Here is a 21,531-nt window from a genome sequence, read left to right as displayed (position 1 = left end):
GCCGGACTCCGGGGCGGCGCCCCGGCACACACAAGAACGGACGGAGACCATCCGATGCAGAAGAACCGCACCTGCACCCGCGCCCGCACGCTGCACCTGGGCCTGCTGGCATGCGCGTTGGCCCTGGGCGCAGCCGCCCGGGCCGCCCACCCGGCGCAGGGCACACCGGTCGCCTGGGTCAACGGCCAACCCATCCAGCGCACCACGCTCGTCGAACTGCTGGACCTGCGCCAGGCTGGCGGCGGCACCCCAGCCACCGCCGCCGACCGCCAGCGTGCGCTCGACGACATCATCCGCATGGAACTGATCGCCCAGGAGGCCCAGGCGGAGGGCCTCACCCGCACCCCCGAGGCGGCCAGCGAACTCGAATTCCAGCGCGACCAGGTGCTCGGCCAGCGGCTGCTGCGCCTGATGGCCGAGGAGATCGTGGTGGACGAGGCCGAACTGCGCGCCCGCCATGCGACCATCCCCGCCGGCCAGCTCGTGGACCGCAAGACGGTGGCGCCCCCACCGTTCGACGAGGCCCGCACCTGGCTCGAACCGCAGATGCGCCTCGAGAAGGTGGAAGCCCAGGTGGCCGCGTGGCGCCAGGCCGCGGAGGTGAAGGTGCTGCAGCCGCTCGGCGACGCATCGCTGGCAGACACCGGCGGCACCGTGGCCACCGTCAACGGCCAGGCCATCTCGCGCGTGAAACTCGAGCAGATCGTCAAGGCGCGCAACGGCATCGGGAACCCGTACGACCCGGTGGACACCGCCCAGCCCCCCCGCCCCTTGGCGGGCCGCGAATCCACGCTGGAGGAACTCGTCACCGTCGAGCTGCTCGTGCAGCAGGCCCGCGCTCGCCAGCTCGACGACAACCCGTCCGTGCAAGCCGAGGCCGAGCTTCAGACCAAGACGATCGCGGGGCGCATGTACGTGCGTCACCTGATCTCGCGGACACCGGTGCGCGCCGAGGAACTGAAGGCCCTGTACCGGGCCGAGGTGCCGGCGGTCGATTTCAAGGTGAGCCAGATCCGGGTGGCCGACGAAGCCGTGGCCCGTGCGCTGGTCGCGCGCCTCGACCGGGGCGCCCGCTTCGCCCATCTCGCCCGCGAACACGCCGGCGGTTCGCAGGGCTGGCTGCTGAACAACCAAATGCCGCCGGAGGTGGCGTCGATGGTGCGGCGGCTCAAGCCGGGCCAGCACGCGAAACAACCGATCGCCACCGGTGAGGACTGGCTCGTGGTGCGGCTCGATGCGGTGCGGCCCACGGCCCGCCGCCCTGCCTTGAGCGAGGCCACCGCCTGGCTCTACCCGAAACTGATGCACGACAAGGTGGAGGCCCGGCTGGCCCGGCTGCGCGCCGATGCCCGTGTGGAGCTCGCCCCATGAACGCACCAAGCCGCAACGCCATCATGCTGGGCGCCGCCGCCCTGGCGCTGGCCGCCACGCTCGTGTGGCTGGGATGGCCCGCCGACTCGCCCATCGACGCTGCCTCCGGCGTGGCCGTGTTGTCGGGCCCGGCGCCTGGCCATGCCGGCCGGGCGGCCGGCATGGCCGCGGGCGACGGCACGGTCGAGCCGGCGCGCCTCTTCGAACTCGGCGCCTCGGGTGACCTGCGCATCGACCTCGACACCAAGGCCGCCCTCGACATGATCGTGGCCGACCTGGGCAGCCACCCGTCAGCCGACGCGCTGGCCCGGCTGGAACACTCGCTGCGATCCGGCCTGCCGCGCGAGGCGGCCGAACAGGCCCTCGCCCTCGTGCACGGGTACCGGGCCTATGCCGCGGCGCTGGCCAAGTCGGCCGCGTCCCAGGCCCCGCCCCGCGACGCCAGCGACATGCGCGCACTGCTCGCCCAGGACAGCGCCCTCCAGCGCGCCCATTTCGACCCCGACACCGCCCAGGCCCTCTTCGGCGTGCAGGAGGCGTACTCCCGCTATGCCGTCGAGGCCCAGGCCATCGACAGCGACCCGCGGCTGTCCGCACTGGACAAGGCCCGGCAGCGGCACGCCCTGCGCGCCGCACTGCCGCCGGAGGTGGTGGCGCTGGAACCCGGCCTGTCGCCCCGGACGAGCGAGATGGAGTTGCGGGTGGCCGAGGCGCGCGACCAGGGCGGCACCGCCGCGCAGGTGCAGGCCATCCGCGCCCAGTACCTCGGCAAAGAGGCGGCCGTCAGCATGGGCGAGATGGAAGCGCAGACCACGCAGTGGGCCGAGCGTTACGCCGCGTTCAGGAAACAGAAGAACGAACTGCTGGCGTCATCGCCCGCGAACCCGGCGGCCGTGGTGGACAAGCTGCTGGCGCAGCATTTTTCTGCCGAGGAACTGCCCGGGGTGCGGGCGTACGACCGGCAGGCTGGCCGTTAGGGCCTGACCAGGAGGTTCAAGGCCGCATCGAGGTGTTCCACCGGGCTGCGCTTGAACCCGGAGCGGGCATAACGCTGCAGGCGGCCCACCACGAAGCCGGTGAGCACCGAGGCCTGCGCGTTGGCGTCCACCGTGGGGGTGCCGGAGCCGGCCGATTCCGCCGCGACGCGCAGGCTCTGGCGCAGTTGCGACTCGATGCGGTCGAAGAACTGGTTCATGCGCGTGACGAGACGCTCGTTCTCGAACACCAGCGCATCGCCCACCATCACGCGGGTCATGCCGGGGTTCTTTTCGCTGAACTGCAGCACCACCGTGAGGATCTGCCGCGCCTGGGAGGCGCCCGACACCTCGCGTTCGGTGATCTGGTTGACGAGCGTGAACACGCTCTGCTCGATGAATTCGATCAGGCCCTCGAACATCTGGGCCTTGCTGGCGAAATGGCGGTACAGCGCCGCTTCCGACACCTCCAGCCGGCCGGCGAGCGCGGCCGTGGTGATGCGTTCGGCCCCCGGCTGCTCGAGCATGGCGGCGAGGGTCTGGAGGATCTGGACGCGGCGCTCCCCCGGCTTCGGCCGCTTGCGCGGCGCGGGTTCGGCCTCCACTGCAGGCGCGACGACCGAGTCTTCGGGGGTGGGCGTGATGTCGGTCATTGCAGTCTCAGGGCCATTTCCTAGGGATTGTCAGAGCCTGTAAAGCATCCTCAGCGTCCGGATTCTTGCACAGACATAGGGGGGCGTCGGGCAAGGGTGAACACCGACTTCCGTGCTGGATTGCGCACCCTTGAGGTAGCGCTGCATCCACACCGTGCGCATGCCGAGCCCGCGCGCAGACCGCTGGTGCTGCAAGGTGTCCTCCACGAGCACGCAACGGCTGGGCCGGGTTTTCAGCCGGGCGGCCACCGCGCGGAACATGCGGGCGTCGGGCTTCGGGCGAGGATGCCCGAACATGTGCATGTCCTCGATGCACAGGATGCCGTCGAAACAGTCGGCCAGGCGCAGGGTGTTCAGCACCCGCATCGCGTAGGCCCGCGGCGCGTTCGTGAGGATGTACTTGCGCCCCGGCAGGCGGCGCAATGCCGCGCGGTCGTGGGCGTTGGTGCGCAGCCGATCCTCCAGCCCCGGCAGGCGGTGTGTTTCCTCGAGGAAATGGGCCGACCGTACCCCGTGGTGGCGCACCAGCCCCAGCAGCGTGGCGCCGTAGCGGTCCCAGTAGTGCTGGCGCAGTGCCGCTGCCTCCAGCGGCGAGACCTTCACGTGCTGGACGATGTAATCGTTCATCGCCTGGTTGGTGGGGCCGAACGCCGCGAACGAGGCATCGTGCAGCGTGTTGTCGAGGTCGAACAGCCACACGGGGCGCGGTCGGGTCATGCGTCAGCGAAGCTCAAGTCAAGGAGCAAGCAAAGCAAGCGAAGCGAGGCGCCCGATCAAGCCACCCGCGAGGACCGGCTCCGCCGGCCGACCCGGGGTCGCCCCTCGGGGGCAGGAGGCGATAGCCGACTGGGGGGCCAATGTCAATGACTACGGATCATCGTGCCGTAGGCCTGTTCAGACAGGATTTCGAGCAGCATCGAGTGTGGCACCCGCCCGTCGATGATGTGCACCGCGTTGACGCCGTTCTTGGCGGCATCCAGCGCCGACGCGATCTTCGGCAGCATGCCGCCGCTGATGGTGCCGTCCTCGAACAGGTCGTCGATCTCGCGGGCCGACAGGTTGGTCAGCAATTCGCCGGCCTTGTTCAGCACACCCGGGATGTTGGTGAGCATCATCAGCTTCTCGGCCTTGAGCACCTCGGCCAGCTTGCCCGCCACCACGTCGGCGTTGATGTTGTAGTTCTCGTTGTTCGCGCCAAAACCGAGCGGCGAGATCACCGGGATGAACTGGTCGTCCTGCAGGGCCTTGACCACCGACGGGTCGATGGATTCGATCTCGCCCACCTGGCCCACGTCGTGCACGACGGAGGGGTCCTTGTGGTCCACCATGCGCAGCTTGCGCGCGCGGATCAGCCCGCCGTCACGGCCGGTCAGGCCCACGGCCTTGCCGCCGGCCACGTTGATGAGGCCCACGATGTCCTGCTGCACCTGGCCGGCGAGCACCCATTCGACGACTTCCATCGTCTCTTCGTCGGTGACCCGCATGCCCTGGATGAACGTGCCCTTCTTGCCGATCTTGGCGAGCGCGTCCTCGATCTGCGGGCCGCCGCCGTGCACCACCACCGGGTTCATGCCCACCAGCTTGAGCAGCACGACGTCTTCGGCGAAGTCCTGCTGCAGCGCCGGATCGGTCATGGCGTTGCCGCCGTACTTGATGACGATCGTCTTGCCGTGGAACTTGCGGATGTACGGCAAGGCCTGGGCCAGGATCTCCGCCTTGTCGCGGGGTGCGATGTGCGAGAGGTCGTGGTTGCCGTCGACGTGGGAGACAGCAGGCTTGCCGCCGGGGGGCTCGTTGCTCATGGAGGGCTTTCCGGGAAAGTGAATGCGGCAAATTGTAGGGGCGCGGACCACCTTCCGTAGGCAGCCGCCCCTAAAAGCGGCGCACACGGGCCCTTATAGTGAACCGTCAATGACACGGAAGGGCATCGAGATGGTCAAGAAATCGGACAACGGCGACTTCGTCAACACCGTGCGGGAATCCGCCCAGCAGATCTGGCTGGCCGGGCTGGGTGCGTTCGCCAAGGCCCAGGCCGAAGGCGGCAAGGTGTTCGAGAACCTGGTGCAGGAAGGCACCACCATCCAGCGCAAGACCCAGGCGGCAGCCGAGGAAAAGTTCGGCGACGTGGGCGCCCGCATGAGCGACATGTCGGCCAAGGCCGGCCAGCAGTGGGACAAGTTCGAATCCATCTTCGAGGACCGCACGGCCCGCGCGCTGTCTCGCCTCGGGGTGCCGAGCGCGAAGCAGGTGGAGGCGCTCGAGGCGCGCATCGACGCGCTGGCGGCCCAGTTGGCCAAGCTCGAGAAGGCGGTGGCACCGGCCCGGCCGGCGGCCAAGCGGTCGGCGGCACGGTCGGCCACGCCGGCCGCCAAGTCGGGGGCGCGCAAACGCGCGGTGTAACGGCCCGCCGTTCAGCTGCGCGGCTTGTCCGGGTCGGTGGTAGTGTCGTGCAGCGGGGTGGGCGCGCTGTTGGTGAACGAGCGTTCCCACTCTTCGTTGGCCTGCATGAAGGTGGTCACGCTGGCCTCTTCCACCTCGACGTCGGTTTCGTTCGACGCCCGTCGCTCCGCACGTTCGGCTTCCACGCGCTCGCGGCCGGCAATGGCCACCGCGGCCTTGGACCGCAGCGTGCTGAGGCCCTCGACCGACCAGTCGGTGACCAGTGGGTCGAGTTGTTCCAACGCGCGGCGGATCACGTCCACCGGCAGGTCGTCGAGCGCGAAGCGGCCCTTTTTCTGCAGGCCGTGTTCCAGCGCCCGCACGTACTTCATGACCTCGCGGGCCTGCGGGTGCTGGTCGAGCACCTCGGACAGGTGAAGGCGCACTTTTTCCAGCTCGGCCTTGTCGAGCGTGGACGTGCGGCCGGTCTTGCGCGCGGGCTGTGCCGCCGGGCGGCCGAGCAGCCGCCCAAACCATTGGCGCGCACGGCTCCACGAGCCGGAGGCGGGTGCCGCGGCGGAACGGGCTTCTTTGTCGGGAGTGGATCGCGTCAGCACAGGCGTCAGGTTTGGCAGAGCAGGCTCGGAAGGTGCCATCGTGCCACAGGTGGGGCGCGATAACCGCATCGCGGGTTCACGAGCCCGCCAGGAACATGGTGATGATCGTCAGATAACGGAGAAACTTGCCCGCTGCCATGTAGAACACGCATGGCCAGAATGGCAACCGGAGCCAGCCGGCCACAGCGCACAGCGGGTCGCCCACGATCGGCACCCACGCGAGCAGGCACGCCGGCGGGCCGAAGCGCGTGAGCCAGCGCTTGGCCCCACCGTGGTGCGGCGACGTGGCCACACGCTCGTAGACCTCTTCCGCGCCCCGCCCCATCCACCAGGTGACGGCGCCGCCCAGCGTGTTGCCCACCGTGGCCGTCAGCAGCGCCGGCCACAGCAACGACGGGTTGAGTTTCAGCACGCCGTACAGCACCGCCTCGGACCCGAGGGGCAGCAGCGTGGCCGACAGGAACGAGGCCGCGAACAAGCTGCCGAGGCCGTATCCGGGCAAGGCCAGCACCGCCTTCACCGACTCGATCCAGGCATCCATCGAATGCATTATGCGCAGTGAAAAAAGTCGCGAGGCGGGGCACTCGCCAGCAGCTATACTCTGCCTCTTTTTTCGGCAGCCCTCTGCACGTCCCCACCCTCTCGCGCGCCATGAACATCGGCCCCATTTCCCTGCCGAACCGGTTGTTCGCCGCCCCGATGGCCGGTGTCACGGACCGCCCGTTCCGCCAGCTGTGCAAGCGGCTCGGAGCCGGTTATGCCGTGAGCGAGATGGTCACGTCGCGCCGCGAGTTGTGGAAGAGCCTCAAGACCTCGCGCCGCGCCAACCACGACGGTGAAGTGAACCCCATTTCGGTGCAGATCGCCGGCACCGAGCCCGGCATGATGGCCGAGGCCGCCGCGTACAACATCGACAACGGCGCGCAGATCATCGACATCAACATGGGGTGCCCCGCCAAGAAGGTGTGCACCAAGTGGGCCGGCTCCGCGCTGATGCAGGACGAACCGCTCGCGCTGCAGATCATCGAGGCCGTGGTGGCCGCCTGCGCGCCGCGCGGCGTGCCCGTCACGCTGAAGATGCGCACCGGCTGGTGCAACACCGAACGCAACGCCGTTGCCATCGCCCGCGCGGCCGAAGAGGCCGGCGTGGCCATGGTGACCGTGCACGGCCGCACGCGCGAGCAGGGGTACACCGGTTTTGCGGAGTACGACACCATCGCCGCGGTGAAGGCCGCGCTGCGCATCCCCGTGGTGGCCAACGGCGACATCGACTCCCCCGAGAAGGCACGCGACGTGCTCGCCCGCACCGGCGCCGACGCGCTGATGATCGGCCGCGCCGCGCAGGGCCGCCCGTGGATCTTCCGTGAGATCGGCCACTTCCTCGACACGGGAGAACACCTGCCGCCGCCCGAGACCGCCGAGGCCAAGGCCTGGCTGCTCGAACACCTGCTCGACCACTACGGCCTCTACGGCGAATACGCCGGCGTGCGCACCGCGCGCAAGCACATCGGCTGGGCCGTTCGGTCGCTGCCCGGCGGCGACACGTTCCGCCAGTTCATGAACACGCTCGAGACCTGCGACACGCAGATCCGCGCCGTGACCGACTGGTTCGACGAACTGGCCGGTCGACACCAGCGCCTGCCCGCCCCCGTGGTTACGGGCGAAGACGAATCCAACGAAGAAGAAACCACCCCATGAACAACAAGATGACGATGCGCCGAGGGACACGATGAGCAAGAAGCACATCGAGGAATGCATCCGCGACAGCCTCGAGGTCTATTTCAAGGACCTGCGTGGCGTCGAACCCGCCGCCATGTACGACATGATGCTCAAGGTCACCGAACGCCCGCTGCTCGACGTGGTGATGAAACACGCCGACGGCAACCAGAGCAAGGCCGCCGAGTGGCTCGGCATCAACCGCAACACCCTGCGCCGCAAGCTCCTCGACCACAAGATGATCAAGTGACGCCGAGGGGGCCACAGGCCCCGACGGCGTCACCCCTTCCCAGCCGTCATCCCGGCGAAAGCCGGGACCCACCGTCCCTCCGGCGCACCTGCTCCCAGTGGGTCCCGGCCTTCGCCGGGATGACACGACAGACCCGAAAGCCCCACCATGCAAGCCCTCCTTTCCGTCTCCGACAAGACCGGCGTCCTCGACTTCGCCCGTGAACTGCACCACCTCGGCATCAAGCTGCTGTCCACCGGCGGCACCGCGAAGCTGCTGGCCGACGCCGGCCTGCCGGTGGTGGAAGTGGCTGACCACACCGGATTTCCCGAGATGCTGGACGGCCGCGTGAAGACGCTGCACCCCACGATCCACGGCGGCCTGCTCGCGCGCCGCGACGTGCCGGAACACATGGCCGCGCTGACCACCCACGGCATCGCCACGATCGACCTGCTGGTAGTGAACCTGTACCCGTTCGAAGCCACCGTGGCCAAGGCCGGCTGCACGCTCGAAGACGCCATCGAGAACATCGACATCGGTGGCCCGGCCATGGTGCGTTCGGCGGCCAAGAACTGGAAGGACGTGGCGGTGCTGACCGACGCGTCGCAATACGCCGGCGTGCTCGCCGAACTGAAGGCCTCGAAGGCCGTCAGCACGGCCACGAAGTTCGCGCTGTCGGTGGCCGCGTTCAACCGCATCTCGAACTACGACGCCGCCATCAGCGACTACCTGTCGTCACTGCAGCTCGGCGCCGACGGTGGCCACACCCGCAGCGAGTTCCCCGCACAATCGAACGCCCGCTTCGTCAAGTTGCAGGACCTGCGCTACGGCGAGAACCCGCACCAGAGCGCTGCGTTCTACCGCGACCTGCACCCGGCCCCCGGCTCGCTCGTCACGGCCACGCAACTGCAAGGCAAGGAACTTTCGTACAACAACATCGCCGACGCGGATGCGGCGTGGGAATGCGTGAAGAGCTTTGATACGCCGGCCTGCGTGATCGTCAAGCACGCCAACCCGTGTGGCGTGGCCATCGGCGCCCATGCGGCCGAAGCCTACGGCAAGGCCTTCAAGACCGACTCCACGTCGGCCTTCGGCGGCATCATCGCCTTCAACACCGAGGTCGATGCAGCCGCGGCGGCGCTCGTGGCGAAGCAGTTCGTCGAAGTGCTGATCGCCCCGGGCTTCTCGGCCGAGGCACTGGCCGTGTTCGCCGGCAAACCCAACACCCGCGTGCTGCAGATCGCATTGCCGAAGGGCGGCGCCACCGCCTGGGACCAGGGCCGCAACCTGCAGGACGTGAAACGCGTGGGCTCGGGCCTGCTGATCCAGACGGCCGACAACCGTGAACTCGACGTGTCCGAGCTGAAGGTGGTGAGCGCCAAGCAACCCACGCCCGCCGAACTGACCGACCTGCTGTTCGCGTGGAAGGTCGCCAAGTACGTGAAAAGCAACGCCATCGTGTTCTGCGGTGGTGGCATGACCCTGGGCGTGGGTGCCGGCCAGATGAGCCGCATCGACTCGGCCCGCATCGCCAGCATCAAGGCCGAGAACGCCGGGCTCACGCTGCAGGGTTCTGCCGTGGCGAGCGACGCCTTCTTCCCGTTCCGCGACGGCCTCGACGTGGTGGTCGACGCGGGCGCCACCGCGGTGATCCAGCCGGGCGGCAGCATGCGCGACGACGAGGTCATCGCGGCCGCCAACGAACGCGGCATCGTGATGGTGCTCACGGGCGTGCGCCACTTCCGGCACTGATCGCCCGGTACCATCGGCCACATGACACGCCCCGAGGCCGTTGGACTCTTCCTGTCGTCGCTTGCCCGGCTGATCACCGGGGCGCAAGGCCATTGGATTGGCTGCGCCCCGAAAGCCGAGCAGCGCATCTACTTCGCCAACCACCAGAGCCACTTCGACTGGGTGCTGATCTGGGCGGCGCTGCCGCGTGACCTGCGCGCGCAGACCCGCCCCATCGCCGCCCGTGACTACTGGACGGCCACGAAGCTCAAGCACTGGATCACCCGCGAGGTGTTCAACGCCGTCTACGTGAGCCGCGTGCGCACGGAAGACGAAGACCCGCTGGAGCCATTGGCCGATGCACTGCGCAGTGGCGACTCGCTGGTCATCTTCCCCGAGGGCACCCGCGGCCACAAAGGTGACCCGGCCGCGTTCAAGGCGGGCCTCTTCCACCTGGCCGAGCAGTTCCCCAACGTGGAACTCATCCCCACGTGGATCGACAACGTGCACCGCGTGATGCCCAAGGGCGAGGTGGTGCCGGTGCCCATCTTGTGCTCGGTGACGTTCGGCGCGCCCATGCAGATTGCCGAAAACGAGGACAAGCGCGTGTTCCTCGCCCGCGCCCGTGACGCCGTGATGGCCCTCAAGAAGATGGCCGCCTGATGGGCAACCTGCGCCAACTCACCGACTCCCAGCAGGTGGGCCTGCTGTTCGTGATGGTCTTCGGGGTGCTGATCGTCGCGAGCCTGGCCGCGTTCTGGCGTTCGCTGCGCGAGATGACGCCCGAACAGGCCGCGCGGTACCGCCGTTTCTCGCGGGACCTGCGGGCCGTGTGGATCGGCGCCGTGCTGTTCTGGATCTCATGGTCGCTCGGTGCCGTGGTGGCCACGGTGCTGTTCGCCGTGGTCTCGTTCCTGGCGCTGCGCGAGTTCATCACCCTCACCCACACCCGGCGCGGCGACCACCGTGCGCTGCTGGCCGCGTTTTTCGTGGTGCTGCCGATGCAGTACGTGCTGGCCGGGGGCCGCGCATTCAACCTGTTTTCGGTGTTCATCCCGGTCTACGCGTTTGCGGTGCTGCCCATCCTCTCCGCGCTCGGCAACGACGCCACCCGGTTCCTGGAACGCACCGCGAAGATCCAGTGGGGCACGATGGTGTGTGTGTACGGCATGAGCCACGCACCGGCCCTGCTGCTGCTGAGTTTCAAGGGGTACGAGCAACGCGGCGCGTTCCTCGTGCTCTACATCGTGCTCGTGGTCGCCGTCTCGCAGATCACCCAGGAAGCTGCCAGCCGCCGGCTGCGGCGCCGCCCGGTGGCCCGCCACATCAGCCGCAGCTTCTCGTGGCGCACCTGGCTGCTGGGGGCCGCGGCCGGCGGCATCGTCGGTGGGCTGCTCTACTGGATCACGCCGTTCAAGCCCGCGCAGTCCATCCTGATCGGCCTGATCGCCGCCGGCTGCGGCACACTCGGCGACCTCGTCATGAAGGCGCTCAAGCGCGACGCCGGGGTCGAGAGCTGGGGGCGGGGCTCCGTCACCGGCGCCGTGGGGCTGCTCGACCGCGTGGCGCCGCTTTGTTTCGCGGCACCCGTCTTTTTCCATTCCGTTCGCTGGTACTTTGGCGCATGAGAGTCCTCGGCATCGACCCCGCATTGCGCACCACCGGCTTCGGTGTCATCGACGTGGAGGGCACGCACCTGCACTACGTGGCCAGCGGCACCATCAAGACCGAGGCGGTGGATGCGGGCCACCTGCCCGCACGGCTGAAGGTCATCTTCGACGGCATCCGCGAGATCATCACGCGGTACCAGCCCACCTGCGCGTCGGTGGAGATCGTGTTCGTCAACGTCAACCCGCAGAGCACGCTGCTGCTGGGCCAGGCGCGGGGCGCCGCCCTCACCGGCCTGGTGTCGGGCGGGCTGGACGTGTCCGAGTACACCGCGCTGCAGATGAAAAAGGCCATCGTGGGCCACGGCCACGCCAGGAAGGAGCAGGTGCAGGAAATGGTGATGCGCCTGCTGAGCCTGCCCGGCCTGCCGGGCAAGGACGCCGCCGACGCGCTGGGCCTCGCCATCACCCACGCCCACGCGGCCCGGTCGTTCGCAGCCATCGAGAAGGCCACGCAGCGGGTGCGCACGACGACGGCGCAGTTCAAGGGGGGGCGGTCGTACTGATGACCCGACGGAGATGCCGATGAACCGGGTCGCAGCCGGCTGGATCGGCCTGTTCAGGGCGCCGCGGCGCGCACGAGGGCAGACTTCGGTGTCACCAGCCCCACCACGGCCAATGCGGGCGCTAACCATGAAAAAACAAGCGCGACCTCGAACACGCCAGGGCGGACGAAGCCTCCTCCGCCAGGCCCGCCCCAACCCGTGAGGAACTGGTGCACGAGGATGCCGATCAACAGGGCGAGCGCCAGGCCCATGGCGGCGCCGAGCCCCATGCGCTGCGTCCACCGGGCGTCCGCCTTGCCGAACCTCGCCAGCAGCGCGAAACACAGGCCGTACAGCCCGCCCAGCACGAAGGCCACCGGGACGATGACCGCGATCTCCAACGCGTCGTTGATGTGGCGGAACGTCGGCAACAGCGCCAACCACGCCATCGCACACGGGATGACCCAGACGGTGGCGGTGAGCAGCGGCCGTGGGAGGGTGTTGCCGAACCGCGAACGGACCCACTTCCGGCGGATGAACACCGATGCGGCAACCGCGAGAAGCAGCAATGCGAACTCGAGCAGGATCACGATGCCGCGTGGCATCCAGTCGTAGAGGGACATGGCAGAGGTAGGGTGGCGCAGGCTTGGCCTGCGGCAGAAGGCGTCAGGCCGGTTTGTGGGGTACCAGCTTGACCTGAAGGAAATCAGCGCCGGGAATCGCGGGGTGCCCGCACCCAGTCTCCAAGCGCCCGGCCCCAGATCGCCTAGGCCAAATGCCCCAACGTCAGGTGCTGTACGCGATGACACCGCGCCGCGAGCGATTCGTCGTGCGTCACCATGACGAACGCCGTGCCGTGGTCGCGCGCCAGGTCCATCATCAGGCCGAACACGGTGTCGGCCGTCTTGCGGTCGAGGTTGCCGGTGGGTTCGTCCGCCAGCACACACGCGGGTTCGCCCGCCAGCGCGCGGGCGATGGCCACGCGCTGGCGTTCACCGCCGGAGAGTTGCGCGGGCCGGTGTTCCACACGCCCCGCCAAGCCCACCTGGGCCAGCACCTTGGCCGCTCGCGCGCGAGCCTCGGCCATGGGCATGCGGCGCACCCGCAGCGGCATGGCCACGTTGTCGAGGGCGCTGAATTCAGGCAGCAGGTGATGGAACTGGTAGACGAAGCCGAGCTGCCGGTTGCGCCAGGCGCCCTGCTCGGCCGCGTTCATGTGGGAGAAGTCGCGGCCGGCCAGGCGCACCGTGCCCTTGCTGGGCGCCTCGAGCCCGCCCAGCAGGTGCAGCAGCGTGCTTTTGCCGGAACCTGATGCGCCCACGATGGCCAGCGCTTCGCCGCGGCCCACGCGCAGGTCCACGCCCTGCAGCACGGGCACGTCGAGCCCGCCTTCGGAAAAGCGCTTGTGGAGGCCGTTGGCCTCGATGACGTTCACGTCACTCATAACGCAGGGCCTCCGCCGGTTGCACGCGGCTTGCGCGCCAGCTGGGGTACAGCGTGGCCAGGAACGCCAGCACCAGCGAGATCACGGTGATGGGCAGGATGTCGGCCCACTGCGGGTCGCTGGGCATGCGGCTGATCAGGTAGATGCTGCCGGGCAGGAAACTCGTGTTCAGCAGGCGCTCGATGAACGGCACGATGGTGCCGATGTTGAACGACACCAGCAGGCCGAAGGCCACGCCGGCGAGCGTGCCGATCACCCCGGACAGCGCGCCCTGCACCATGAAGATGCCCATGATGGAACGCGGCGTGGCACCCAGGGTGCGCAGGATCGCGATGTCGGCGCGTTTGTCGGTCACGGTCATCACGAGGGTGGACACGAGGTTGAACGCGGCCACGGCCACGATGAGCGTGAGGATGATGAACATCAGCCGCTTCTCGAGCTGCACCGCGGAGAACCAGTTGCGGTTGGTGCGGGTCCAGTCGCGCACGGTGACGTCGGGGCCCAGGCGCTGGGCCAGTTCGGCCGCCACGTCGCGGGCCTGGTGCAGGTCTTTCAGGCGCAACTGCACGCCGCTCGGGCCTTCGAGGCGGAAGAGCCTGGCGGCGTCGTCCAGGTGGATGAGCGCCAGCGTGCTGTCGTACTCGTAGTGCCCCGAATCGAAGGTGCCCACCACCGTCACCTGCTTCAGGCGCGGCACCACGCCGGCCGGGGTCACCTGCCCGCCAGGGGCCACGATGGTGACGTTGTCGCCCTCGTGCACCCCGAGCGACCGGGCCAGCTCGACGCCGAGCACGATGCCCCAGCTGCCGGGCGTGAGTTTCGTGAGCGTGGTGTCCTTGAGCTTGGCGGCCACCTCGGTGACCGTGGCCTCCTCGTCGGGCGAGATGCCACGCACGATGGCGCCACGCATGTCTTCACCACGGGCCACCAGCGCCTGCATGGCGATGAAAGGAGCGGCTCCCACCACCTGCGGGTTCTCGCGCGCCTTGGCGGCGGTGGCCCGCCAGTCGGGCAGCGCCGAGCCGTAGGTGTCGACCACTTCGACGTGCGCGATGGCCGCCAGCATGCGGTCGCGCACCTCTTTCTGGAAACCGTTCATCACCGACAGCACGATGATCAGCGCGGCCACGCCGAGCCCGATGCCGAGCATGGACACGCCGGAGATGAAGGAGATGAAACCGTTGCGCCGGCCGGCGCGCCCCGCGCGCGTGTAGCGCCAGCCGATCTGCAGTTCGTAGGGCCAGTTCATGCGCGACCGATGAAAAAATGGCCCGGTGAGACCGGGCCGGGGGCGGAATGTTCCGCGTGAGGGGCGATCAATGGTTGGCCGCAGGACGCAGCAACGCGGGCCGCGCGCCGAACCGCTTGATGATGGACGCTTCGATGCCCGCGGCGTCGAGGCCGTTCAGGCTCATCAGCTTGGCCGGGTCACCGTGTTCGATGAACTGGTCGGGCAGGCCCAGCACCAGCACCGGCACGTTGAGGCCGGCCGCCTGGAGCGCTTCGAGCACCGCGCTGCCGGCACCGCCCATGGTGCAGCCGTCTTCCACCGTGACGATGGCCTCGTGCGTGCGGGCCAGCTCGGCCACGAGTGCGGCGTCGAGCGGCTTGGCATAGCGCATGTTGGCGACGGTGGCGTCGAGCTTCTCGGCCGCTTCGAGGGCCGGGTACAGCAGCGTGCCGAACGCAAGGATGGCCACGCGGTCGCCGCGGCGGCGCACCTCGCCCTTGCCCCACGGGAGGGTGTCGAGGCCGGAGCCCGCGGCCACGCCCACGCCGCTGCCGCGCGGGTAACGCACGGCCACCGGGTGGTTCTGCGCGAACGCGGTGCTCAGCAGCTGGCGGCATTCCTTTTCATCGGCCGGCGTGAGCACGCTGACGTTCGGGATGCACCGCAGGAACGCGATGTCGTAGTTGCCGGCGTGCGTGGCACCGTCGGCGCCCACGAGGCCGGCGCGGTCGAGCGCGAACACGACCGGGAGGTTCTGGATGGCCACGTCGTGCACGAGCTGGTCATACGCGCGCTGCAGGAACGTGGAGTAGATGGCCACGACGGGCTTCAGGCCCTCGCAGGCCAGGCCGCCCGCGAACGTGACGGCGTGCTGTTCGGCGATGCCCACGTCGTGGTACCGCTTCGGGAACCGCTGCTCGAACTCGACCATGCCCGACCCTTCGCGCATGGCGGGCGTGATGCCCACGAGGCGTTCGTCAGCCTCGGCCATGTCGCACAGCCACTGGCCGAACACCTGGGTGAAGGTGGTCTTGGGCACGGTGCTGGGCTTCTTGAGGCCCTCGGCCGGATTGAACTTGCCCGGGCCGTGGTAGGCCACCGGGTCGGCCTCGGCCAGCTTGTAGCCGTAACCCTTTTTGGTGACGACGTGCAGGAACAACGGACCCTTCATGCCACGCAGGTTCTCGAGCGTGGGCACGAGGGAGTCGAGGTCGTGGCCGTCGATGGGGCCGAAGTACGTGAAGCCGAATTCCTCGAAGATCGTGCACGGCACGACCATGCCCTTCGCATGCTCCTCGAGGCGGCGGGCCAGCTCGAACAGCGGGGGGGCGTTTTTCAGCACGGTCTTGGCGGTGTCGCGGGCCGTGGCGTAGAACTTGCCGCTCATCAGGCGGGCGAAGTAGCGGTTCAGTGCGCCCACCGGGGGCGAGATGGACATGTCGTTGTCGTTCAGCACCACGAGCATGTTGGCACCCGCCACGCCCGCATTGTTCAGCGCCTCGAAGGCCATGCCGGCCGTCATGGCGCCGTCGCCGATCACGGCGACGGAACGGCGGTCCTCTCCCTTGAGCTTGGCGGCCACGGCCATGCCCAGCGCCGCCGAGATGGACGTGGACGAGTGGGCGGTGCCGAAGGTGTCGTATTCGCTTTCGTCGCGGCGCGGGAAGCCCGAGAGCCCCCCCATCTGCCGGAGCGTGGCCATGCGGTCGCGCCGGCCGGTGAGGATCTTGTGCGGGTAGGTCTGGTGGCCCACGTCCCAGACGATGCGGTCGTGCGGGGTGTTGAAGACGTGGTGCAGCGCCACGGTGAGTTCGACCGTGCCGAGGTTGGACGACAGGTGCCCCCCGGTTTGCGAAACGCTTTGCAGCAGGAATTCGCGCAACTCGGCGGAGAGCTGCTTGAGTTCCAGCCGCGACAGGCCTCGCAGGTCCGCGGGTGCGCCGATGGATTGCAGAAGGGTTTGGTTCATCAGCAGTCTCTTTCCACGACCTTGTCGGCCAGCACCCGAAGGCGCTCGACGTTCGCCAGCCCGCTCCGGGCCAGCGCCGCATGCGCCTTGTGACGCAGTTCCTCCGCATGCGCACGCGCGGCCGGCAGGCCGAGGATGCTCACATAGGTGGGCTTGTTGTTGTCCATGTCCTTGCCGGCGGTCTTGCCGAGCGTTTCCGAGGCCTGCGTGACGTCGAGGATGTCGTCGACGACCTGGAACGCCAGGCCCACCGCATCACCATACTCCGACAACGCCTGCCACGCACCGGCATCGACCCCGCCACAGGCCGCGCCCATCAGCACGCTGGCCTGGAGCAGTGCGCCCGTCTTGCGGTGGTGCATGTCGCGCAGGGCCTGTTCGTTGAGTGGCACGCCGACGCTTGCCAGGTCGATGGCCTGGCCACCGGCCATGCCGGCGTGGCCGGCCGACCGGGCCAGCAGCGAGCACAGCTTGGCCTGCAGCACGGGAGGCACGCCGGTGTCGGGCGTCAGCACCTCGAAGGCCAGCGCCTGCATGGCATCGCCCGCGAGCATGGCCTGGGCTTCGCCGAACTGCACGTGCACCGTGGGCTTGCCGCGCCGCAGGATGTCGTCGTCCATGCAGGGCATGTCGTCGTGGATCAGCGAGTAGGCGTGGATCAGCTCCACGGCGCAGGCGGCGCGCAACGCGGCCTCGCGGTGGCCGGCCGCGGCCTGTGCGGCCGCCAGCACCAGCAGGGGGCGCAGGCGCTTGCCGCCGTCGAGCACGCCGTAGCGCATGGCCTGACCGAGGCCGGCGGGCGCACTGCCCGGCACCCAGGCCGACAGGGCCGATTCAACGGTGTCGAGTTCGGCCTGCTGCCACGCTTCGAACGGGATGCGCGGCGATACGGCTGCTGCAGCTTCGGGAAACAGGCTCATGACTCACCCCAGGGTTTCAACTGACCGTCTTCGAGCAACCGGACCTGGGTTTCCACGGCCTCCAGTCGCGAACGGCAGAAATTCAACAGCTCGGCCCCGCGCCGATAGCTGCCCAGCAGCGCGTCGAGCGGGAGCTGCCCGCCCTCCATCGCTGCCACCAGGCGCTCGAGTTCGGCCAGGGCTTCTTCATAGCTGTCGGGCAGCTGTGCGGCAGTCGGGGCGAGAGGAGCTTTGGCCATCGTGTGAGGTAAATGCGGGATTGTAGTCACCCGCCGAGGGCCGGGACAGGCCAGACGTCGGGCTGTGGCGTCCCCGCAAAGGGGGTCTTGCGCAAAAGGCCTCTGCGCCCTTCGGAGTCGCACCGGGTACAATCCCTGCCTCGCTGGAAAAAACGCGCCGTGCGCAGCGAGACATCCCACTCCTGCGGTCACCCCAGAGGGGTGGCCGTGAACATCGGTTATAGGAGATCCTCGGGATCATGTCGGACCTGAGCCTCACCTTCGAAGCTCTCGAGCAGAATTGCTCACAACTCCCCGTAGCAGCCTATTTCGACGACGACTTGCATCGCCGCGAGATGGAACTCATCTTCCAGCATGGCCCGAGGTACCTCGGGCACGAGCTGGCGATCCCCGAGGTTGGCGACCACTACGCCCTGCCTCAGGAAGGTGAAGGCCGCGCACTCGTGCGCACGCCACAGGGCATCCAGCTCATGTCGAACGTCTGCCGCCACCGGCAGGCGGTGATGCTGCGCGGGCGCGGCAACACCGGCAAGAACATCGTGTGCCCGCTGCACCGCTGGACGTACGACCTGGGAGGCGAGCTCGTCGGGGCCCCGCATTTCGCGGAGGACCCCTGCCTGCACCTGAACACCTACAAGACGCGCAACTGGAACGGCCTCCTCTTCGAGGACAACGGCCGCGACATCGCCGCCGAGCTGCGCGGCCTGGGCCCGGGCGCCGACCTGAGCTTCGACGGCTACGTGCTCGACCGGGTGCACGTGCACGAGTGCAACTACAACTGGAAGACCTTCATCGAGGTGTACCTCGAGGACTACCACGTGGGACCGTTCCACCCGGGCCTGAGCCAGTTCGTCACCTGCAACGACCTGAAGTGGGAATTCGGCAAGCACCATTCGGTGCAGACAGTGGGCGCCAACAACGCTCTCGCGAAGGCCGGCTCCGACGTGTACCGCAAGTGGCACGATGCCGTGCTCGCGTTCCGCAACGGCGTGCCGCCCGACAACGGGGCCATCTGGCTCACGTACTACCCGAACATCATGGTCGAGTGGTACCCGCACGTGCTGGTGGTGTCCGCGCTGTACCCGAAGGGCCCCCAGAAGACCGTCAACGTGGTGGAGTTCTTCTACCCCGAGGAAATCCACGCCTTCGAACGCGACTTCGTCACCGCCCAGCAGGCGGCCTACCTGGAGACCTGCGTCGAGGACGACGAGATCGCGCTGCGCATGGATGCCGGCCGCCGCGCGCTGCACGAGCGTGGCGACAACGAGGTGGGCCCCTACCAGTCGCCCATGGAAGACGGCATGCAGCAATTCCACGAGTGGTACCGTCGCACGATGAAATTCCGAGCCTGACCCGCTGATGCCCGCTTCCGCGTTGATGGTCCTGGCGACCTTCCTGTTCGCCTCGATGGGCGTGTGTGTCAAGCTGGCATCCGACCTGTACGGCACCGGCGAGATCGTGTTCTACCGGGGCCTGATCGGCGCCTCCATGCTGTTCGTCGTGAGCCGCGTGCGCCGCGGCACGCTGGCCACCCCGGTGCCCAGCATGCACTTCTGGCGCTCGCTCACCGGCGTCACGGCGCTGTGCATGTGGTTCTACTCCATCGGCAACCTGCCGCTGGCCACCGCGATGACGCTGAACTACATGTCGTCGGTGTGGATGGCGCTGTTCCTGATCGGTGGCGCCGTGGCGCTGGGCACCACGCGGGTGGACGGCAAGGTGGTAGCCACCGTGCTGCTCGGGTTCGGCGGGGTGGCGCTGGTGCTGCGCCCCACGATGGACCAGAACCAGCTGTGGCACGGCGTGGTGGGCCTCATCTCCGGCATGATCTCCGCCACCGCGTACCTGCAGGTCACCGCGCTCGGCCGCATCGGCGAACCCGAGTACCGCACGGTCTTCTACTTCTCGCTCGGAGGCCTCATCGCCGGCGCCCTCATCACGCTGCTGACCGGTGGTTTCCACGCCCACTCCTGGAAGGGTGCGGCACTGCTCGTGGCCGTGGGGCTGCTGGCCACCACCGCCCAGTTGCTGATGACCCGGGCCTACGCCACCGGCCGCACCCTCGTGAACGCGAGCCTGCAGTACCTCGGCATCGCGTTTTCCTTCGGCTACGGCGTGCTGCTGTTCGACGATCCGGTCACGGCGATGGCGCTGGCCGGCATGGTCCTCATCGTCGGGGCCGGCGTGGCCGCGACGCTGCTGCGCACCAAGGTCACGCACTCGACCGATACCACCACGATGACGGAGTCCTGAACGCGATGAACACCCCGCTGATCTCTGCCGCCAACCTGCGCGCCACCACCCCGGCCCCGCTCCTGCTCGACTGCAGCTTCGACCTGGCCGGCCCTTCCCTCGGAGAACAGGCCTACGCCGCGGGGCACCTGCCCGGCGCGCTCTACGTGCACCTTGACCGCGACCTGTCCGGCCCGAAGACCGGGCTGAACGGCCGGCACCCGCTGCGCACGCGCGAGGCGTATGCCGGCTGGATGGCCTCCATCGGCATCACGCCCGACCGCGACGTGGTCGTGTACGACCGGCAGGCGGGCATGTTCGCAGTGCGGGCCTGGTGGGTGCTGCGCTGGCTGGGGCACCCTCGCGTGGCGCTGCTCGACGGCGGGCTCGACGCCTGGGTGCGCAGCGGCGGTGAACTGTCCACCCAGGTGCCGGTGCCCTCCCCCGTGGCGGCCTCCCCGGCCCCGGCGCCCGCCATGCCCACCATCGACGCCACCACGCTGCTCGGCCGCCTGCCCGGTGTGCGTGTCCTCGACGCCCGGGCGCCGGAACGTTACCGCGGCGACGTGGAACCCCTCGACCGCGTGGCGGGCCACATCCCCGGCGCCCGGAACCGCTTCTTCAAGGACAACCTGCAGGCCGACGGCACCTTCAAGCCGGCCGCGATGTTGCGGGCCGAATACGAGGCGCTCACCGCCGGCGCCACCGACGTGGTGCTGCAGTGCGGCTCCGGTGTCACCGCGTGCCATGACCTGATCGCGATGGAAGTGGCCGGCCTCGGCATCGCCACGCTGTACCCGGGGTCGTGGAGCGAATGGTCGGCCGACCCGGCGCGCCCGGTGGAACGCGGCACCGCGGTGTAGGACAACCGTCATTGACCGCGCCGGTGTGCGCGGTCTACCCTCTGGACGTGTGCTCCCCCCGACAGGAGGTTCATCATGTTCCAACGCATCCTCATTCCCACGGACGGCTCCGACATCACGCAGAAGTCCGTGGCCACGGCGCTGTCCCTGGCGGCGTCGGTCGGTGCGCGGGTGTACGTGCTGAGCGTGAAGGAACCCTTCCCGTACAGCGCCATCTCCGAGATGCAGCCCACGCCGCCGCAGGAGTTCTTCGACGCGCAGGAACGCATCGCCGCCAGCCGCGTGCAGGCGGTGGCCGCGCTGGCCGAGGCGCAGGGGGTGGTGTGCGAGACCCACACCCTCGAGGCCTTGCACCCGTGGGAAGCCATCATCGAACACGCGCAGCAGAAGGCCTGCGACCTGATCGTGATGGCGTCGCACGGCCGGCGCGGGGTCACGGCCCTGCTGTTGGGCAGTGAAACGCAGAAGGTGCTCACGCACAGCAAGATTCCGGTGCTCGTGGTGAGGTAGGCCCCCTACGGCGCTTCGCGCCGGTCCCCCATGGGGGAGCCCGCGGTCGCCCGGGAGACCCGGGCTCGGCGGTAGCTTGATCTGCGGCGTCGCTTCGCTCGCCTTCCTGGCGTTCGCGCTTCGGGGCATTGCTCGCTTCGCTCGCTCGCCCAAAACACCTTGTCGTTCCGGCGAAAGCCGGAATCCATTGGGCCGGTGGGCCCCGACTTTCGTCGGGGTGACCAGAGAACCAGCCGATGCGCAGCGAGGCGAAGCGAGCCGGCACCCTTGATGCGCGGGATAGGTAACGGTGCCGCTGGAG

Annotated in this window: 24 protein-coding genes; 13 read left to right on the top strand and 11 right to left on the bottom strand. The window is 68.7% G+C overall.

The features are described 5' to 3' along the window. Positions 1-54: 54 nt before the first annotated feature. Together ASC87_RS20060 and ASC87_RS20055 are read left to right on the top strand one after the other, a co-directional pair. A complete protein-coding gene (locus ASC87_RS20060) occupies positions 55-1,371 on the top strand; it encodes a peptidyl-prolyl cis-trans isomerase (RefSeq protein WP_056666289.1) in 1,317 nt (438 codons plus the stop codon). Then, on the top strand, positions 1,368-2,348 hold the full coding sequence (locus tag ASC87_RS20055; RefSeq protein ID WP_056666286.1) for a lipase secretion chaperone: 981 nt from the start codon (positions 1,368-1,370) through the stop codon (positions 2,346-2,348). The genes ASC87_RS20060 and ASC87_RS20055 overlap by 4 nt, the downstream gene beginning before the upstream one ends. On the opposite strand, the gene slmA is transcribed toward ASC87_RS20055, so the two are convergent. From slmA to argB, 3 genes are all read right to left on the bottom strand, one after another. Beyond that, positions 2,345-2,998, bottom strand: coding sequence for a nucleoid occlusion factor SlmA (gene slmA, locus ASC87_RS20050; protein ID WP_056666283.1), 654 nt, complete (start codon positions 2,996-2,998; stop codon positions 2,345-2,347). The genes ASC87_RS20055 and slmA overlap by 4 nt on opposite strands. A gap of 30 nt (positions 2,999-3,028) precedes the next feature. Continuing rightward, positions 3,029-3,715, bottom strand: coding sequence for a pyrimidine 5'-nucleotidase (locus ASC87_RS20045; protein WP_056666280.1), 687 nt, complete (start codon positions 3,713-3,715; stop codon positions 3,029-3,031). A 143-nt stretch (positions 3,716-3,858) separates the two neighbouring features. After that, positions 3,859-4,800 (bottom strand): acetylglutamate kinase, encoded by a 942-nt coding sequence (gene argB, locus ASC87_RS20040; RefSeq protein ID WP_056666277.1) that lies wholly within the window; start codon positions 4,798-4,800, stop codon positions 3,859-3,861. Between the two features lie 109 nt (positions 4,801-4,909). Between argB and ASC87_RS20035 the strand changes: the two genes are divergently transcribed. Next, entirely contained in the window at positions 4,910-5,398 is a 489-nt protein-coding gene (locus ASC87_RS20035) for a phasin family protein (protein ID WP_056666274.1), read from the top strand. A gap of 11 nt (positions 5,399-5,409) precedes the next feature. Here the strand turns inward: ASC87_RS20035 and ASC87_RS20030 are convergent, their stop codons facing one another. Together ASC87_RS20030 and ASC87_RS20025 are read right to left on the bottom strand one after the other, a co-directional pair. Then, positions 5,410-5,994 (bottom strand): hypothetical protein, encoded by a 585-nt coding sequence (locus ASC87_RS20030; RefSeq protein ID WP_056666271.1) that lies wholly within the window; start codon positions 5,992-5,994, stop codon positions 5,410-5,412. A gap of 76 nt (positions 5,995-6,070) precedes the next feature. Next, a complete protein-coding gene (locus ASC87_RS20025; RefSeq protein WP_056666268.1) occupies positions 6,071-6,535 on the bottom strand; it encodes a YqaA family protein in 465 nt (154 codons plus the stop codon). Positions 6,536-6,645: 110 nt separating this feature from the next. Here ASC87_RS20025 and dusB point away from each other — a divergent pair, with 110 nt between their 5' ends. From dusB to ruvC, 6 genes are all read left to right on the top strand, one after another. Beyond that, positions 6,646-7,692, top strand: a complete 1,047-nt coding sequence (dusB, locus tag ASC87_RS20020) for a tRNA dihydrouridine synthase DusB (RefSeq protein ID WP_056666265.1) — start codon at positions 6,646-6,648, stop codon at positions 7,690-7,692. Positions 7,693-7,723: 31 nt separating this feature from the next. After that, positions 7,724-7,960 (top strand): helix-turn-helix domain-containing protein, encoded by a 237-nt coding sequence (locus tag ASC87_RS20015; protein WP_056666262.1) that lies wholly within the window; start codon positions 7,724-7,726, stop codon positions 7,958-7,960. 147 nt (positions 7,961-8,107) lie between these two features. Continuing rightward, the gene (gene purH, locus ASC87_RS20010) at positions 8,108-9,691 is read left to right on the top strand and encodes a bifunctional phosphoribosylaminoimidazolecarboxamide formyltransferase/IMP cyclohydrolase (RefSeq protein ID WP_056666259.1); all 1,584 of its coding nucleotides are present in this window, start codon (positions 8,108-8,110) and stop codon (positions 9,689-9,691) included. Between the two features lie 21 nt (positions 9,692-9,712). Then, a complete protein-coding gene (locus ASC87_RS20005; RefSeq protein ID WP_056666255.1) occupies positions 9,713-10,333 on the top strand; it encodes a lysophospholipid acyltransferase family protein in 621 nt (206 codons plus the stop codon). Next, complete coding sequence (locus tag ASC87_RS20000; protein ID WP_056666252.1) at positions 10,333-11,298, top strand: phosphatidate cytidylyltransferase; 966 nt, start codon at positions 10,333-10,335, stop codon at positions 11,296-11,298. Before ASC87_RS20005 ends, ASC87_RS20000 begins: the two co-directional genes overlap by 1 nt. Then, positions 11,295-11,843: a crossover junction endodeoxyribonuclease RuvC gene (gene ruvC / locus ASC87_RS19995; RefSeq protein ID WP_056666249.1), complete on the top strand. Its 549-nt coding sequence runs from the start codon at positions 11,295-11,297 to the stop codon at positions 11,841-11,843. The genes ASC87_RS20000 and ruvC overlap by 4 nt, the downstream gene beginning before the upstream one ends. A gap of 53 nt (positions 11,844-11,896) precedes the next feature. Here the strand turns inward: ruvC and ASC87_RS19990 are convergent, their stop codons facing one another. From ASC87_RS19990 to ASC87_RS19965, 6 genes are all read right to left on the bottom strand, one after another. Beyond that, positions 11,897-12,445: a hypothetical protein gene (locus tag ASC87_RS19990; RefSeq protein ID WP_056666246.1), complete on the bottom strand. Its 549-nt coding sequence runs from the start codon at positions 12,443-12,445 to the stop codon at positions 11,897-11,899. A 143-nt stretch (positions 12,446-12,588) separates the two neighbouring features. Beyond that, positions 12,589-13,266 (bottom strand): ABC transporter ATP-binding protein, encoded by a 678-nt coding sequence (locus ASC87_RS19985; RefSeq protein WP_056666244.1) that lies wholly within the window; start codon positions 13,264-13,266, stop codon positions 12,589-12,591. Further along, positions 13,259-14,515 (bottom strand): lipoprotein-releasing ABC transporter permease subunit, encoded by a 1,257-nt coding sequence (locus ASC87_RS19980; RefSeq protein ID WP_056666241.1) that lies wholly within the window; start codon positions 14,513-14,515, stop codon positions 13,259-13,261. Before ASC87_RS19980 ends, ASC87_RS19985 begins: the two co-directional genes overlap by 8 nt. A gap of 67 nt (positions 14,516-14,582) precedes the next feature. Continuing rightward, positions 14,583-16,466: a 1-deoxy-D-xylulose-5-phosphate synthase gene (gene dxs, locus ASC87_RS19975; protein WP_056666239.1), complete on the bottom strand. Its 1,884-nt coding sequence runs from the start codon at positions 16,464-16,466 to the stop codon at positions 14,583-14,585. Beyond that, positions 16,466-17,386, bottom strand: coding sequence for a polyprenyl synthetase family protein (locus ASC87_RS19970; protein WP_056666235.1), 921 nt, complete (start codon positions 17,384-17,386; stop codon positions 16,466-16,468). Before ASC87_RS19970 ends, dxs begins: the two co-directional genes overlap by 1 nt. Further along, the gene (locus tag ASC87_RS19965) at positions 17,383-17,625 is read right to left on the bottom strand and encodes an exodeoxyribonuclease VII small subunit (RefSeq protein ID WP_056666233.1); all 243 of its coding nucleotides are present in this window, start codon (positions 17,623-17,625) and stop codon (positions 17,383-17,385) included. The genes ASC87_RS19970 and ASC87_RS19965 overlap by 4 nt, the downstream gene beginning before the upstream one ends. A gap of 239 nt (positions 17,626-17,864) precedes the next feature. Here ASC87_RS19965 and ASC87_RS19960 point away from each other — a divergent pair, with 239 nt between their 5' ends. The 4 genes from ASC87_RS19960 (at position 17,865) to ASC87_RS19945 (ending at position 21,230) form a co-directional block, all read left to right on the top strand. Continuing rightward, on the top strand, positions 17,865-18,977 hold the full coding sequence (locus ASC87_RS19960; RefSeq protein ID WP_056666230.1) for an aromatic ring-hydroxylating dioxygenase subunit alpha: 1,113 nt from the start codon (positions 17,865-17,867) through the stop codon (positions 18,975-18,977). 7 nt (positions 18,978-18,984) lie between these two features. Further along, positions 18,985-19,878 carry a DMT family transporter gene (locus tag ASC87_RS19955; protein ID WP_056666227.1) on the top strand — a complete coding sequence of 298 codons (894 nt, stop codon included), beginning with the start codon at positions 18,985-18,987 and terminating at the stop codon, positions 19,876-19,878. Positions 19,879-19,883: 5 nt separating this feature from the next. After that, positions 19,884-20,720 (top strand): sulfurtransferase, encoded by an 837-nt coding sequence (locus tag ASC87_RS19950; protein ID WP_056666224.1) that lies wholly within the window; start codon positions 19,884-19,886, stop codon positions 20,718-20,720. A 75-nt stretch (positions 20,721-20,795) separates the two neighbouring features. Next, positions 20,796-21,230 carry a universal stress protein gene (locus ASC87_RS19945; protein ID WP_056666221.1) on the top strand — a complete coding sequence of 145 codons (435 nt, stop codon included), beginning with the start codon at positions 20,796-20,798 and terminating at the stop codon, positions 21,228-21,230. The last annotated feature ends 301 nt before the right edge of the window (positions 21,231-21,531 follow it).

Origin of the sequence: Rhizobacter sp. Root1221 (genome assembly GCF_001425785.1) — a bacterium.
Lineage (GTDB): Bacteria > Pseudomonadota > Gammaproteobacteria > Burkholderiales > Burkholderiaceae_C > Rhizobacter.
This window is presented reverse-complemented; position numbering and strand designations above follow the sequence as displayed.

Bases quoted from the DNA above. Each gene is read 5' to 3' on its own strand.
- ASC87_RS20060 (WP_056666289.1), top strand. From the start codon at position 55: ATGCAGAAGAACCGCACCTGCACCCGCGCCCGCACGCTGCACCTGGGC.
- ASC87_RS20055 (WP_056666286.1), top strand. From the start codon at position 1,368: ATGAACGCACCAAGCCGCAACGCCATCATGCTGGGCGCCGCCGCCCTG.
- slmA (WP_056666283.1), bottom strand. From the start codon at position 2,998: ATGACCGACATCACGCCCACCCCCGAAGACTCGGTCGTCGCGCCTGCA.
- ASC87_RS20045 (WP_056666280.1), bottom strand. From the start codon at position 3,715: ATGACCCGACCGCGCCCCGTGTGGCTGTTCGACCTCGACAACACGCTG.
- argB (WP_056666277.1), bottom strand. From the start codon at position 4,800: ATGAGCAACGAGCCCCCCGGCGGCAAGCCTGCTGTCTCCCACGTCGAC.
- ASC87_RS20035 (WP_056666274.1), top strand. From the start codon at position 4,910: ATGACACGGAAGGGCATCGAGATGGTCAAGAAATCGGACAACGGCGAC.
- ASC87_RS20025 (WP_056666268.1), bottom strand. From the start codon at position 6,535: ATGGATGCCTGGATCGAGTCGGTGAAGGCGGTGCTGGCCTTGCCCGGA.
- dusB (WP_056666265.1), top strand. From the start codon at position 6,646: ATGAACATCGGCCCCATTTCCCTGCCGAACCGGTTGTTCGCCGCCCCG.
- ASC87_RS20015 (WP_056666262.1), top strand. From the start codon at position 7,724: ATGAGCAAGAAGCACATCGAGGAATGCATCCGCGACAGCCTCGAGGTC.
- purH (WP_056666259.1), top strand. From the start codon at position 8,108: ATGCAAGCCCTCCTTTCCGTCTCCGACAAGACCGGCGTCCTCGACTTC.
- ASC87_RS20005 (WP_056666255.1), top strand. From the start codon at position 9,713: ATGACACGCCCCGAGGCCGTTGGACTCTTCCTGTCGTCGCTTGCCCGG.
- ASC87_RS20000 (WP_056666252.1), top strand. From the start codon at position 10,333: ATGGGCAACCTGCGCCAACTCACCGACTCCCAGCAGGTGGGCCTGCTG.
- ruvC (WP_056666249.1), top strand. From the start codon at position 11,295: ATGAGAGTCCTCGGCATCGACCCCGCATTGCGCACCACCGGCTTCGGT.
- ASC87_RS19990 (WP_056666246.1), bottom strand. From the start codon at position 12,445: ATGTCCCTCTACGACTGGATGCCACGCGGCATCGTGATCCTGCTCGAG.
- ASC87_RS19985 (WP_056666244.1), bottom strand. From the start codon at position 13,266: ATGAGTGACGTGAACGTCATCGAGGCCAACGGCCTCCACAAGCGCTTT.
- ASC87_RS19980 (WP_056666241.1), bottom strand. From the start codon at position 14,515: ATGAACTGGCCCTACGAACTGCAGATCGGCTGGCGCTACACGCGCGCG.
- dxs (WP_056666239.1), bottom strand. From the start codon at position 16,466: ATGAACCAAACCCTTCTGCAATCCATCGGCGCACCCGCGGACCTGCGA.
- ASC87_RS19970 (WP_056666235.1), bottom strand. From the start codon at position 17,386: ATGAGCCTGTTTCCCGAAGCTGCAGCAGCCGTATCGCCGCGCATCCCG.
- ASC87_RS19965 (WP_056666233.1), bottom strand. From the start codon at position 17,625: ATGGCCAAAGCTCCTCTCGCCCCGACTGCCGCACAGCTGCCCGACAGC.
- ASC87_RS19960 (WP_056666230.1), top strand. From the start codon at position 17,865: ATGTCGGACCTGAGCCTCACCTTCGAAGCTCTCGAGCAGAATTGCTCA.
- ASC87_RS19955 (WP_056666227.1), top strand. From the start codon at position 18,985: ATGCCCGCTTCCGCGTTGATGGTCCTGGCGACCTTCCTGTTCGCCTCG.
- ASC87_RS19950 (WP_056666224.1), top strand. From the start codon at position 19,884: ATGAACACCCCGCTGATCTCTGCCGCCAACCTGCGCGCCACCACCCCG.
- ASC87_RS19945 (WP_056666221.1), top strand. From the start codon at position 20,796: ATGTTCCAACGCATCCTCATTCCCACGGACGGCTCCGACATCACGCAG.